Here is a 13,271-nt window from a genome sequence, read left to right as displayed (position 1 = left end):
TTTTAACGACTATGAAACTAGTTGAAATACATCCGCAGTGATCAAGAAGAATATGTCATAAGGATCGGGTTATTGACCATGCACAGCCTGGTAAGCAGCTTCGTATTCTGAGATAATCTGATCACCACCTGCTTTTCTCCAGCTGCTTACGGCTTCATTAAATTGATCGAGGTTGATTTTGCCCAGAATATATTTGTAGGTTGCATCAACGATCGTTTTTTGCAGCTCAGATCCTTGAGATGAGAAGGTAGCGGATTCGAGCGAATACAGAGGGTTCAGCACGGCAAACGTTGAATTCTCCTCGATCAAGCGATCAGATTCCTTCTTCAGTGGATCGTTGTCATGAATCTCGTAACCGGTCTCGTTAGGTCTGGAGGAGGCGAATGGCTGAACCTCTTGCTGCCACAATTCTGTGTTCGTAATCGTTACTGCTTTTTCCTCATTTACCGTGTAATGTGTTCCTTCAATACCGTAGGTCATCAGTGTGTAGACTTCCTCGGACATGAGATCGTCCATGAATTGCAGAAGGCGTTTGAGCTCAGCTTCGTCCTTGACTTCCGATTTAGGGAATGCCAGCAATCCGCCAACCCCATTGGAGATCGACCAGATTGCGCGATCCGCTTCATTGCCCGTCGATGTAATGTCGTTGACAAGCGTGAGCTCCATATCGTCCTGAACCCCCTTGGCCATGTTAAGCAGGTTCTTGCTGTCGAATAGAGCACCTACATAAATACCGGCTTTACCTTGAGCAAAATTCTGCTGCTGATCTGTCTTCGCTGTAACAGCAAAGTCCTGGTTAATGTATCCGTTCTCATATAGCTCTTTCATATAATCCATCGTTTTAACATAGCCTTCTGTCTCAAACTCAGGCGTTACCTTGCCATCCTCTCCTACACTCCATACACTTGGTGTGCCAAAATAGGAGCTCAAGGTCTTGAATGCGCCATAGATCAGGTCACTGCGGTCCATGAAGCCTGTCGTATCCTTCGCACCGTTCCCATCAGGATCCTGCTCTGTGAAGGCTTTGGCAACCTCCATTAATTCGTCTGTCGTCTTCGGCACTTCAAGTCCTAATTTGTCCAGCCAATCCTTCCGAATGACGACACCATTTCTCGCCACTTGCTTCTGCATCGGAATTCCGTAGAGCTTGCCCTCAATGGACGCGGAATTCCGCATGTCTTCTGAAATCGTCGCTAGGTTCGGAAATTCATCCAGGTAAGGACCAACCTCCCAGAACACACCCGCTTTTAGTGCGTTACGGACAGAGGAGTTCTCCATCAATGTGATCGTTACAATGTCAGCCAGAGAATCCGAAGCAAGTGACGTATTCAGACGCTCTTCCTTCGAAGCATCCGGAATCCATGAGAATTCAATGTTTGCATTGGTTGCCTCTTCAATCTTGTTCAGCACCGTTTCTGTTGGCGGCGATGCCGTATGAAGAATATTCAGCCAGGTAATATTGGCTTTGCCATCCGCATCAACGGACGGCTCAGAAGATCCTGACGTATCTCCTCCACAAGCACTAAGCACAAGTCCACCTGCAATAGTAAGCGCTAACAATTTAGATAATTGTTTTTGTTTCATGTACATATCCCCTTTTTATATATGATAAAAAAAGATTAATACACACCGTCTTCTCCAAACTTCTTCGCCAGCTTATTGGCAATCATGACGAGGATAAGTCCTACCAGCCCTTTAAACAAGCCTACTGTGGTACTGAAGCTGAGCTGTCCATTCTTCAGACCGGCAGTATATACATAAGTATCAAAGATTTCCCCAACCTCCCGATTGAGTGAGTTCAGGAGCAGGAACATATGCTCAAATCCTAGTTCAAGCGTGTTGCCGATCTTAAGTATGAGCAGTGTAATGATCACGGGTCTAATGGCCGGCAAGGTAACATGCCAAATCTTACGAAGCCTGCTCGCACCATCCATTTCAGCGGCTTCATAGAGCTGGGTATCTACTACTGTAATCGCTGCCAGATAGATAATGGTAGACCAGCCGACTTCTTTCCAGATGATTTGACCGATGTACATTGGACGCAGCCACTCCGGCGAAGTCAAGAAGCTAATCTTCTGACCGCCTAATGCAGCAATGATCTCATTTACAACACCGCCGTCCACATTCAGAAATACATATGTAATGGAGACGATGATAACCCAAGACATGAAATGCGGAATGTAAATGATCGTTTGGATCGAGCTCTTGAACAGCTTGTGTCTGACTTCGTTAAGCATGAGTGCAAGTATAATAGGTAATGGAAAGAAGACGACAAGCTCAAGTGCAAATAAGATTAAGGTGTTGCTGAGGAGCATGGCGAATGTCGGTTCAGTGAACAACCTAATGAAATGCTTGAAGCCGACCCAAGGACTCCCTTGAATACCAAGATAGGGCTGATAATCCTGAAAGGAAATAATGAGTCCGCCCATTGGCAAGTACTTAAATACAACAAAGAATAGAAATCCGGGTAAAATCATTAAATAGAGCAGCTTGTATTTCTTCAAAAAATGAAAGGGTTGAAACATCTCTTTTTTCTTACGTGTGCCCACCTGATATGAAACGGCCGGGGTATCTGCTTCCTTCAATCGCTGTCGACCTCCTTGAAAAATACTTCTTCAACATGCAATGATGCTGAGTCGGTTGTTCGAAGCCAAGCATACCCTCATATGGTCCGTTACGTATATAATCATCAGCTATATTCACTGCTGGAATGCGGGTTTAGCAGGGATTAATGTAGCTCATGATCATTATTTAATATCAGGATTATCAGTGTAAGAAGCCGCTTTTTAACGTGAAATGAAAGCCGTAGGACATGATTATATACGGAATTTGGTCTCCTTGATAAGGTGTATATATCTCAATAATACTTACATCCGAAATAGAAGGAGGTCCTCATCCTATGGCTGCAACTGCCAAGAAACCCGCCTATAAAAAAGAGTCCCTGGGAAGCCGCATATTTAATGTTGTCAATTACACGCTGCTAGCACTGATCGCCCTGGCTTGTCTGCTTCCCTTCATTAATGTACTCGCAAGCTCGTTTGCATCTACGCAGGAGCTGGTTGAGAAGAAGTTCGTGTTATTCCCTACAACGTTCTCCCTGGATGCATACAAGTACATCTTCTCGACCTCGACGATCTTCCAAGGTCTTGCGGTATCGATTGGTACGACAATCGTGGGAACGGCTGTAAGTATGCTCCTGACTGCGCTGATGGCTTATGGCTTGTCCCGCAGGTATTTATATGGAAGAAGCTTCATTAACTTCATTGTCGTATTTTCCATGCTGTTCAGCGGTGGTATGATTCCTACTTTTCTGGTGGTCAAAGCCACCGGCTTGATTGATTCGTACTGGTCGTTGATCCTGCCCGTTGCAATCAATGCATTTAACCTGATTATTATGAGAAACTTCTTCCAAGCACTGCCGGATAGTCTCGAAGAATCTGCCAAGATCGACGGAGCGAATGATTTCCGAATTCTAGGGAGCATTATGCTGCCGCTCGCCCTTCCGTCGATTGCTACACTGTCCTTGTTCTATGGGGTAACCTATTGGAATACCTACACGAATGCCATTCTGTACCTGACGGATTCAGACAAATGGCCTTTGCAGGTCCTTCTGAGACAAATCGTTATTGTCTCCAGCGGCATGGAAGGCGACAGCTCTGCGGTTGATATTATCCCGCCTGCACAGACCATCAAGATGGCCGTCATCGTTGTGGCTACACTTCCCATGCTGATTGCTTATCCATTCGTGCAGAAGCATTTTACCAAAGGCGCACTGCTCGGTGCAGTAAAAGGATAGTTGAATATAAAACAAAGAAGTTCGGTCTGCGCGCATTTCATTTTGCTCGCTTGCTCCGAACTTCTTTTGTTTGACATGACAAAGTCCCTGATCTTCAAGCCTGATTGTCATGCTTGAAGCTTCATTTTTCGATAAGCTCCAGGTGTCACATGTTCTTTCTTGCGGAAGGATCTAATAAAATTCTGAGGATTCTGATACTGTAATCGCTCGGCAATATCTTTAATGGTCATATCCGTATCCACCAGCCATTTTCTTGCGATATCTAATCGATAGTTCATCAGAAATTCCGTAAACGTCATGCCATACTCCTTTTTGAAGATGCTGCTTAGATAGTTGGGACTATAATGAAGTCTTTCACTGATGGATTCCAACGACAATTCCTGATCGTATTCAGCTCGGATGATGGATGCAATGCGGTCTGCGATTGACCTGAATTGGTGATTGGTCTTCTCCTTCATGCATTTAACCATGGGCAGTATCACTTCATCGACCAGAATACGTTCAATCTCCTCCGGGTTGCGAATATTCAATAAGCGGTGGTATAAATTAGCGTTATCCGGAGTTAAGAGCACTTCAGCACCAATGTGCTGTTCCAATTGAATCAAATTATTAACGAAGCGCATCAGTGTCACTTCCAGATTCATCGGGTTCTTGCTGTGCTTCATCATGTCAGCGAGCAATGGATACAGCGCACGAAGAACGGCACTCTCATCACCCAGCCGAATCGCATCAAACAGCTGTGTCTCAAGCTCTGCTGGATAATGAAGAACCATTGGTCCTGAGATGACCGTGGAGATATCATCAAAGAAGATGATCGACTCTTTTCCTAAATTAAGTCTCTGATGAAGAGCCTCTATGCTCATCTCGCAAGCTTCACGGCTCTTAAGTAAATCGGTATAGCTCTGACTTACACCGATACTGACAGGCAGTCTTAGATATTCTCGTGAGGATCGGATAATCTGTTTGGCATAGGCAATGATCTTCTTACGGATCTCCTGCTCACTGTCTCCTTCGAACATAAGGATCGTAGCTTGCGTACGCTCATTCATAACAACAGGGAGCAGTCTTCCTCCCTGAGGAACGATGTCCTGTACTAGATTGTTTACCGCGAGCAGCAAAACATCCTTATCGGACAATTGTTTATCATGATAGCGGTCCATTTGTACAAGCATGGTGACATAGACCTTGTCCTCTTGGACTCGATATCCGAAGCGGGACATACTACGCCAAGCCTCATCAGACGTTAATCGGTTATGCAGCAAATTCAGAACAAACTGTGTTTCGAGCTTCGGCTTCTCCGCCTCCATCAAATGCTCCAGACTTTCCTTCTCTGACACGATCGAGTCAATAGATCTGATGATCCAGTCTACCTCATCCTTCATCATCGGTTCTGAGCTGTGCGCTAAGCTGCGCTGGATCTTGCGAATCGGCTTAGACAGGTATACGGACAAGAAATAAGCGATGATAAAAATTAATATCATGATGATTAACCCCATGACTACGATACCGATGCGAGTGGCAGACATCGCTTCACTAACCGCCTTATCATCCAGCAGCGTCACAAACGTCCAGTTATTATACGAGGATTTGGCATAAATGACATTCACTTCTGCCTGCGTATCGCCCGGGATCGTCAGCTTCCCTGTCTGCGGCCGACTGGAGGCTGCATCCATGATTTGTTTGATCTGGACATCACTCAGCTGCGGGTGTTCCGTATCCGCCGAATACAGAAGCTCACCCTGTTTGTTCAAAATATAAACGGGTGTATCCGGCTGTGACTGCAGTGTGTTATTAAGCGTCTTTAACGATATAGAAGACAGTGCAATGGCTTGCTTATTGTTCGAGAATACGGGCAGGGTATGTACAAATTGAATTCCGTCCTCGGTCTTTACCCAGAATAGATCCTCGCTCTTTTCGCTTATATATTTATTGTACAATTCACTTTTCTCTTCATCTGTCAGCCGGGATAAGGAGCCATTGGTAATGCTCCAGTCTTGCTTGAGACTAATGAGAGAATATTGAACTCCATCCAGCCCAAGTGAAGCAATGTAGTTCAGCTGGGAGTTTACCTCCTGATAGGTCTGGAATTCCTGCTCTGTAAGCGGGTTATTGATTACATCAGTGAAGGATTTGGTTGTACTGTAGGTGTTGAAGGCATATTCAATCGTCTGAATCTTCTGCTCCAGTGTGTTACGAATCTGGGAGATCAGACTCTGCTGACTGTCACTAATCCGATCAACGACAGAGTTAGTAGTTGACACATAAATATAACTTCCAAAGGATATAACGAGTCCCAAGCTCAGGATGAGAACAGGAATGAATATATTATAGAAGGTCTTGCTCTTTCTCATTATTTCCGCTCCCTTAACCCCATGATATGAATTTGGATATTCTTTTTACATTAATTTCAATTATAGCGCTTTCATATCAATTTCGACAAACCTTTTTCCTAAAACGATTAAAAATTATAGCACCCAGGAGCAAATCAAATGATCTAGGCATATGCTGAAAAAAAGTTGCTCACGTACAGAATGTGGTGTACAGAATGGGAGGAACAGCAGCTCATGAAGACCAATCCAGTCTTACAATCTCCATCCCTCAATCTTAGCGGGGATTCCAATGCGGTCACTACTTATAAGAGAGATGCGCATAATTACATTACACAGATGTTTGCAGAGCAAATGCCTGCAATTGAAACTGGTTTTTTCAATGCACATATGAGCAAGAATATCATCGTTCAGCCTCACTGGCACACGAACGTCAATGAGCTGGTGTATGTCATTAGCGGAGAAGTCGTAACCTCCGTGTTTGATCCTTTTACACAAAAGCTGATGTCCTATCGGCTGAGGCCCGGTCAGGTCTCCATGTTTCCTAAAGGTTGGTTCCACTGGATTGTGTCCATGAAGGACAACACACATTTTCTTACGATCTTTGATGAACCGACACCTGACATTGTGTACGGCTCTGACTTCCTTCGGTTCACACCGAAAGAAATTATGAATCTTGCTTACTGTGTAGATGAACAAAAATATGCGGAAGCGGCCCTACCTATTCAAGAATCTGTTATTCTTGGTCCACCGCCTGGCTGTAAACAAGCAAAGAGCAGCACGCAAGGAAAGAACAGCACTCATCGGACTGTGAATCACACCCAAGGAACAGCTGGACAGGGAAAAAATATCCCTCCTCAAGGTGTTTTTCACCAATCAAGCTATGGTCCTCAAGGATATGCAGACGATGATTACGAATGGGTTAAGGCCAGTCCGTATCATTATTATTATCCTCACAGCTCTTCACACTATCAGCCGTAGTCATTTATACATTTTCTTCAACAGACATTAAACCGCACTTTCATTACCCGTCATACGGGGTGAACTGCGGTTTTTTTCATATTGGATAGACTGCTTCTCAAGGTAATAAATGATTATAATTAGTCTATAGTCTAGAATCTTTGACCTTAAGTCCGTAGAGTATGAATAGGGAGATGACTAGAGAAGGAGCCTTCTGTTATGAAGCAAAATAAGTATGATGAATCGAACTTTTTCAACGAATACAGCCGTATGCCCCGCTCGACCGGCGGATTGGAGGCAGCTGGGGAATGGCCCGAGCTGAGACGAATGATCCCAGACCTTAAGGACAAATCCGTCCTTGATCTAGGCTGTGGTTATGGCTGGCACTGTCGCTATGCTGAGGAACAAGGTGCTACATATGTACTTGGAATTGATATATCAGCGAAAATGCTGGAACGTGCCAGAGCTCTGACTGATCATCAGCATATAGAATATAGAAGAGCGGCAATTGAAGATCTGAGTGTGAGCGATGAATCATTCGAGGTCGTAATCAGCTCGCTGGCAATCCACTATATTGAAGACTTTAAACAACTATGTCATAAAGTACATCAAATACTGACGCCTGATGGTCATTTTGTTTTCTCTGTGGAGCATCCGATGTTTACAGCACTAGCAGCCCAAGATTTCTATTATGATACCGAGGGCACTAAATTACACTGGCCTGTTGACAACTACCACCTTGAGGGTATCCGTGAAGCTGATTTTCTAGGTCATACGGTGATGAAATACCATCGTACAGTTTCCACCTATGTAAATGAACTCTTGTCTGCAGGCTTTCAGTTGACTCGATTATCCGAGCTGAAGCCAACACCTGAGATGTTAAGGTCGAGCCCAGCATACGAAGAAGAGCTGAGAAGACCTATGTTTATGCTCATTTCTGCGGTTAAGAAACAGTGATCCTGCATGAAAAAGGGACCTCATCTCTTATGTGATGTAAGAAATGAGGTCCTTGTTCAACCTAATTTAGATGAACTTTAATCACACTGCCGGACTGCGCACTTACGCTGCCAGCGGATTCGTTCGGCTCCACACTTTTCACTGCATCAATGCCAGCCGGGATCAATACAGGCGTAACCACCGGGTATCCTGCTGCTTGAATGGCTGCGATGTCAAATTCGATCAGAAGCTGACCTGCTTTTACTTCATCCCCTGTGCTGACATGAGCCTTGAAGCCTTCACCTTTCATAGAAACGGTGTTAACACCGATGTGAATAAGTACTTGTACTCCTGTTGCATGCTCAAGAATAACAGCGTGCTTGCTCTTCTCAATCAAATGAGCGACTTTGCCATCAAAAGGAGCTACAACCTTGCCTTCTGTCGGCTCGATCGCTACTCCCTCACCCATTGCCTTCGAAGCGAACGCTTCATCAGGAACATTCGCAAGTGGAACTACGGTTCCTGTCAGCGGGGCTGAAATCTCAAGTACATCCATTTTTTCAGCAGATTTACCTTTTAACCATTTAAACATCGAATCTCCTCCAATAACCAAACATTCATTTGTATTTATTTATATTTAGATAAAAATCTCTCCGTCATTCATCATAACACAATTCCGAAAAACGTTCGAAAACAAATCCTGTCTTTATCATGAATTTTTCACACATCAATTGTAATTATTCCCATATTAAAAAGTTGATACCAGATGGGCTATATACACATGATGTGATGGCTTTATTTCTGATAAGGCGTATAACTCACTTTGTCTGCTAGGAAACGACCGCCCTCATATTTGTAATCAATGATCACATCTCCCGAGAAAGTAACGGTGCTTGCCGAAGCCCCGAGACGTGCACTAAGCTGTCCATTATCGATAAAATAATAGACAATGGCTCCGAAGCCAAGCTCAGAATAGAAATAATCCGGAGGATTCCCTGTATATTCCTCAAGTACGTGCTTGATTTCCTCTTGTTCTTTTATCTTCAGAGACACAGTAACTTTCCCATCCTGCGTTGTAATAGAGGAATCAATCTGTTCTTTGATAATATCCTCGAAGGATTCAATCGGAATTTCCTTGTGATTGTGCAGATTTACAATGTGGACATCCTTCTCCATGAGTCCTGTTCCATATCCGAGTGTATTAATGACTGCAAGCTCTTCTCGTCCGTCATTCGTAAGGTCCTCCACATAAATATCAGGCTTATAGCTCCAGTTCCACATGCCTTCCCAACTCGTAAAAGGATGAGACTCTCCATTAATGATAAGGTTCATTCCCTTTACATAATCATACTTATTCACCTGTGCCGCTTGTAATTGAATTTCTCCATGCTGAGGAGCGGTCATGGTGTAATATCGGTTTGTGGTGAGATATAAAATTTGGTCCATTTTATCAAATCGCATAGATGAATCTGAGATTTCACTGAGAAATGACGCAGGCACCATTACGCGATGATTGATTAATTGAACCTTTTCTTTTAAATTGTACAACTTACCAGCATATGAAACCTTCGCTACACCCGGATTAAGAACAAAGGATTGTCCGTTCATCTGCACAGTAACTGTCTTGCTCGCATTATTCCACTGGATCTGTGCTTTCGACAGCTTGTGAAGCATCGTGATTGGAACCATTACCGTACCCCGCTCAAGATAAGAAGAAGCTGTCAGTCTTACTTGTTCGTCATCAATATTCACTTGTATCGTTTTATTTTCTGCTGCTGATGCCTCGTGGTGGGGAAATCCGTGGACAGTAGATAATAGCGTCGTAATCACACCCGCTAGAGCGATCCGTTTCCAGTTCATCAGTCCGCCTTCTTTCATTTCTTTAAAAGTTTGAAGATACAACCTAATTAAACCATTTTAAGAAAGGATATTCTGTTGGTCAATAAATCAATCTAGAAATAACATTGAATCAAGTTAGGAATAAGCTTAGGCACCATAACATTATAAAGTCACACATATTAGATATTATGTAAACTGACGCAACTTCTTATCCCTAACAAAAATCAGCCGACCTGGTCAACGCTTACCCTTCCGTAAGTCTTCTTACTTACTTCACAGGGTTCGTTAACGGATCGGCTGAAATGATGTACTAATAGATGTCATTTTAATCAGAGCTCTACTTCTGCTGAATCATCATCCATTCGATATTCCAAAATATCTCCTGGCTGGCAGTCTAATGCTTTACATATCGCCTCCAGCGTTGTTAACCGAATGGCTTTGGCTTTTCCATTCTTCAGTATAGAAAGATTCGCCATCGTGATCCCGATTCGCTCGGAGAGCTCAGTAACACTCATTTTTCTCTTCGCCAGCATGACATCAATATTTATAATTATGGCCATATTATTCCACCTCAGATGATTAGGTCATTTTCTGATTTAATATCAATCGCTTCCTGCATCAGCTTCTGGAGAACAGCGGCGAATACGGCTACCACCAGGGGAGCAAAGATCAATACCATGCCTATAATAATTAGGCCAGGTGCGTCGTCTTTCTCAGCCAATAGAAAAATGAACGGCAGGATGATAACATACAGGATGCTTATCGAGAATGCACAGATTTTAATCGTTTTTAAAGCTTTAACTGAGATTACAGAGAACGCCTTATTCTTGTCAATGTAGCTTAGAAGCCGAAACGCCTGAAAGAGCCCTATAAAGAAAGGGATCACAGACACATACAGCATGATTACAATCGGATACAGCATATACGCAAATTCTGGATTCGCTGGGTTACTCAGTAACCAAGGCAGACCAACAATACAGAGCACAAGCACCGGGATTCCGATAAGAAAAACAGCTGCTTTTAGAAATAATGTTGAACCTTGTTTCATACAAACACCTCACCAAAATAAATTTCTTATTGAATTTAGCATATTATTTATCGTTTAACAATAAATTTTTACTTTAATTTATTATATAATTATTGTTAAAGGATTATTCTGGATTTGAATTTCTCTCTTTATCTATATTTCTGATATAGGTACATCTACAAGATCGCGTAAGTTGGTATGGACTAAAGAAAATATTTATAATCTTAGTATGAATTTTTCAGGTGTTGAGTGAACCTAATGGTTTCCAATAACAATAAAAAAAACCGCTCCTTATTCAAGGAAACGGTTTGGGATCAATGTTATTTGTTCTCATCTCGGCCTGTGATAATCTCCCAACGATTCTCGTACTTCATTAGGTTGGGATGAAGCTCTCTCGGCTTATCATTTATAATTAATCGGATCTTCTTGATCCATTCATCAAAGAAGGAGTAAGAAGCGAACAAGTTCGCATACAAAGGCGAGATAAATACAAAATGAGGTGCTGGATAGTACTCTGTCAAATGCCGTAAAGCAGCCTCCATCGGTGTATATTTCTTCCGCTTGCCCTCCCATCCCTCAACCATAATGAGCCTTTCATTTGACTGGTCACGCTTCCAGTCATGCAGCCGGTCCTCTCTCTTATAGAAGGGCTGTGTACTGTGCTTCAGCATGCGGTTAATGGTAGCATCGTGAAGGGGATAGAGAACCAGCTTCTTAAATTTTTTCGATTCAGTTAATTCTAATGCGTTTGCGAGCTCCTTGTCCTCCACCCCGTCAAAATCATCATAATAGATCAAAGTTCCTTTGATCTCGTCCTCCTGGGGTTCATATCCATAGGGAACGGAATAGACTTCCCTTGCCATACGCTTCCCCTCCTTCCTACAGTTATATCGTTATTTTAAACCAATCTCTAGAAGCTCAGTCATGAATCAACGAGCGGTCTATATGCTGACAGATTCGCTCCACTTCTCCATGGTTTTGGCCATCCGGAACAGCAGAGCTATGAACAGAAGATAGAATACAATCTGAATGATAGTAAATATGAATATAACCGTTAATATCGTGTCGTCCATATTAAATGCCAAGGGATACATGATCATAAGAAGGGCATGTAGACCAAGTAATCCATTTTTTCTGAGACTGATCACTTCCTGAATCTTTACATCGTGAAACACACCGGATTCTCCAATTGCGGTGAGTCCTCTAAATATAAAGACAAGCAGGACCAACGTAAGCAGACTAAGTAATTCCGCAAATAAATGAACATACAGAGGAATAGAAGCAAAGCTGTTATAATCGACTGGCGGAACAAATATACCGGCTATGGACATGAATAATAAAATAAGGCTGAATCCTTTAGCTCGGCTAAAATCTTTGAAACGCTCACCGAGCCGGCTTAAGCCGAAGTATATCAAGATAAATCCTACAAAATCAGGCAGGATATCAATAGGACCTACGTTCAGATCAATGAGCACAAATAGAAATCCCCATCCCATTTTGCGAAGGGGTGCCGTCGTGCTTCGTCTGGATGGAGACATTAGTTCACCTCCTGTACAATGGAGCGGATCTGTTCCTCGGAATAACTTAGATTATTGCTCATGAAGCTGAAATCTACAATTTCTTTACCTTCTGGTGTATCAAAATACATTAACGCCAACGCTTCGTAGATCTTGAACTCACTAGTATCCTCAGGCAGCTTCCACTGATATCTTAAGGTGATGCGATCGTCAGGGACCACTTCCTTCGGATAAGTAACCTGATCTGCCGGCTTACCGTACAGTGTATAATCAATGAGTGAAGAGAGCTCTTCCGTATGGGTCATCTCTACCTTCGTCAGCCAAGCTTTAGTGACCACTCTCAGGTAATCATGACCGCTTCCATCTGAGGATGCACCGCTTGAACCCATATCCGTAACATATCCTTTATCAGGATAAGGCCGAACAACGATCTCTCCAATCGGAACTGTCTCTGTAGAACCATCATCATAATACACCTCAATCTCCCGAATGACGATGTCCTTGTCCTGTTCTGTATCTATCTTCGTATTCTCTTCCGGTCTGAGATCAATATAAAACCGTTTAAGATTCTGGTAATCATATTCTATTTGGGTTGTTGGACTTTCGATTGCGGTATGAGGCAGCTCTTTAATATGAATTTGGCTTACTTTCTTCCCCTGATCCTTATTCTCCAAATAATAAACCTTGATCTCCGTAAGTTGATTAATGGCAGTCATATACTGCTTAGGAAATAACGGTTTATCCAGCTGCATGCTGTTGTAATAAGCCAGATTCCATACCCAGCTAAGCAGGAGCAGCAAGAAAAAGAAGGTCCATTTCCATACCGATTTCTTGTGTGATGTAAATTTAAGCAATCCTTACTTCCTTTC

At 43.0% G+C, this 13,271-nt stretch carries 13 protein-coding genes; 3 read left to right on the top strand and 10 right to left on the bottom strand.

What is annotated here, in order from left to right:
- Nucleotides 1-69 precede the first annotated feature (69 nt).
- Both BLW49_RS09885 and BLW49_RS09880 read right to left on the bottom strand, forming a co-directional pair.
- Nucleotides 70-1,584, bottom strand: a complete 1,515-nt coding sequence (locus BLW49_RS09885; protein WP_076313754.1) for an extracellular solute-binding protein — start codon at nt 1,582-1,584, stop codon at nt 70-72.
- A 35-nt stretch (nt 1,585-1,619) separates the two neighbouring features.
- The gene (locus BLW49_RS09880; RefSeq protein WP_081872274.1) at nt 1,620-2,525 is read right to left on the bottom strand and encodes an ABC transporter permease; all 906 of its coding nucleotides are present in this window, start codon (nt 2,523-2,525) and stop codon (nt 1,620-1,622) included.
- 374 nt (nt 2,526-2,899) lie between these two features.
- Here BLW49_RS09880 and BLW49_RS09875 point away from each other — a divergent pair, with 374 nt between their 5' ends.
- Nucleotides 2,900-3,796, top strand: a complete 897-nt coding sequence (locus BLW49_RS09875; RefSeq protein ID WP_076313753.1) for a carbohydrate ABC transporter permease — start codon at nt 2,900-2,902, stop codon at nt 3,794-3,796.
- A gap of 107 nt (nt 3,797-3,903) precedes the next feature.
- Here the strand turns inward: BLW49_RS09875 and BLW49_RS09870 are convergent, their stop codons facing one another.
- A complete protein-coding gene (locus BLW49_RS09870; RefSeq protein WP_076313752.1) occupies nt 3,904-6,147 on the bottom strand; it encodes an AraC family transcriptional regulator in 2,244 nt (747 codons plus the stop codon).
- A 213-nt stretch (nt 6,148-6,360) separates the two neighbouring features.
- Here BLW49_RS09870 and BLW49_RS09865 point away from each other — a divergent pair, with 213 nt between their 5' ends.
- Together BLW49_RS09865 and BLW49_RS09860 are read left to right on the top strand one after the other, a co-directional pair.
- Nucleotides 6,361-7,104: a cupin domain-containing protein gene (locus BLW49_RS09865; protein ID WP_090724323.1), complete on the top strand. Its 744-nt coding sequence runs from the start codon at nt 6,361-6,363 to the stop codon at nt 7,102-7,104.
- 198 nt (nt 7,105-7,302) lie between these two features.
- Nucleotides 7,303-8,040 (top strand): class I SAM-dependent methyltransferase, encoded by a 738-nt coding sequence (locus BLW49_RS09860; protein ID WP_090724321.1) that lies wholly within the window; start codon nt 7,303-7,305, stop codon nt 8,038-8,040.
- 61 nt (nt 8,041-8,101) lie between these two features.
- On the opposite strand, the gene BLW49_RS09855 is transcribed toward BLW49_RS09860, so the two are convergent.
- The 7 genes from BLW49_RS09855 to BLW49_RS09825 form a co-directional block, all read right to left on the bottom strand.
- The gene (locus BLW49_RS09855; RefSeq protein ID WP_076313749.1) at nt 8,102-8,611 is read right to left on the bottom strand and encodes a PTS sugar transporter subunit IIA; all 510 of its coding nucleotides are present in this window, start codon (nt 8,609-8,611) and stop codon (nt 8,102-8,104) included.
- A 203-nt stretch (nt 8,612-8,814) separates the two neighbouring features.
- Nucleotides 8,815-9,879, bottom strand: a complete 1,065-nt coding sequence (locus BLW49_RS09850) for a copper amine oxidase N-terminal domain-containing protein (protein ID WP_177178695.1) — start codon at nt 9,877-9,879, stop codon at nt 8,815-8,817.
- Nucleotides 9,880-10,187: 308 nt separating this feature from the next.
- Nucleotides 10,188-10,418 carry a helix-turn-helix domain-containing protein gene (locus BLW49_RS09845; protein WP_076313747.1) on the bottom strand — a complete coding sequence of 77 codons (231 nt, stop codon included), beginning with the start codon at nt 10,416-10,418 and terminating at the stop codon, nt 10,188-10,190.
- Nucleotides 10,419-10,429: 11 nt separating this feature from the next.
- On the bottom strand, nt 10,430-10,906 hold the full coding sequence (locus BLW49_RS09840; protein WP_090724318.1) for a DUF2975 domain-containing protein: 477 nt from the start codon (nt 10,904-10,906) through the stop codon (nt 10,430-10,432).
- Between the two features lie 299 nt (nt 10,907-11,205).
- A complete protein-coding gene (locus BLW49_RS09835) occupies nt 11,206-11,748 on the bottom strand; it encodes a hypothetical protein (RefSeq protein ID WP_090724316.1) in 543 nt (180 codons plus the stop codon).
- 78 nt (nt 11,749-11,826) lie between these two features.
- Nucleotides 11,827-12,423, bottom strand: a complete 597-nt coding sequence (locus tag BLW49_RS09830) for a hypothetical protein (RefSeq protein ID WP_090724315.1) — start codon at nt 12,421-12,423, stop codon at nt 11,827-11,829.
- Nucleotides 12,423-13,256 (bottom strand): hypothetical protein, encoded by an 834-nt coding sequence (locus BLW49_RS09825; protein ID WP_090724313.1) that lies wholly within the window; start codon nt 13,254-13,256, stop codon nt 12,423-12,425. The genes BLW49_RS09830 and BLW49_RS09825 overlap by 1 nt, the downstream gene beginning before the upstream one ends.
- Between the last annotated feature and the right edge of the window lie 15 nt (nt 13,257-13,271).

It is taken from the genome of Paenibacillus sp. PDC88 (assembly GCF_900106725.1).
Lineage (GTDB): Bacteria > Bacillota > Bacilli > Paenibacillales > Paenibacillaceae > Paenibacillus > Paenibacillus shunpengii.
This window is presented reverse-complemented; position numbering and strand designations above follow the sequence as displayed.

Coding starts and splice junctions, on each gene's coding strand:
- BLW49_RS09860 (WP_090724321.1), top strand. CDS start 7,303: ATGAAGCAAAATAAGTATGATGAATCGAACTTTTTCAACGAATACAGC.
- BLW49_RS09835 (WP_090724316.1), bottom strand. CDS start 11,748: ATGGCAAGGGAAGTCTATTCCGTTCCCTATGGATATGAACCCCAGGAG.
- BLW49_RS09865 (WP_090724323.1), top strand. CDS start 6,361: ATGAAGACCAATCCAGTCTTACAATCTCCATCCCTCAATCTTAGCGGG.
- BLW49_RS09880 (WP_081872274.1), bottom strand. CDS start 2,525: ATGTTTCAACCCTTTCATTTTTTGAAGAAATACAAGCTGCTCTATTTA.
- BLW49_RS09840 (WP_090724318.1), bottom strand. CDS start 10,906: ATGAAACAAGGTTCAACATTATTTCTAAAAGCAGCTGTTTTTCTTATC.
- BLW49_RS09845 (WP_076313747.1), bottom strand. CDS start 10,418: ATGGCCATAATTATAAATATTGATGTCATGCTGGCGAAGAGAAAAATG.
- BLW49_RS09855 (WP_076313749.1), bottom strand. CDS start 8,611: ATGTTTAAATGGTTAAAAGGTAAATCTGCTGAAAAAATGGATGTACTT.
- BLW49_RS09850 (WP_177178695.1), bottom strand. CDS start 9,879: ATGAACTGGAAACGGATCGCTCTAGCGGGTGTGATTACGACGCTATTA.
- BLW49_RS09830 (WP_090724315.1), bottom strand. CDS start 12,423: ATGTCTCCATCCAGACGAAGCACGACGGCACCCCTTCGCAAAATGGGA.
- BLW49_RS09875 (WP_076313753.1), top strand. CDS start 2,900: ATGGCTGCAACTGCCAAGAAACCCGCCTATAAAAAAGAGTCCCTGGGA.
- BLW49_RS09870 (WP_076313752.1), bottom strand. CDS start 6,147: ATGAGAAAGAGCAAGACCTTCTATAATATATTCATTCCTGTTCTCATC.
- BLW49_RS09885 (WP_076313754.1), bottom strand. CDS start 1,584: ATGAAACAAAAACAATTATCTAAATTGTTAGCGCTTACTATTGCAGGT.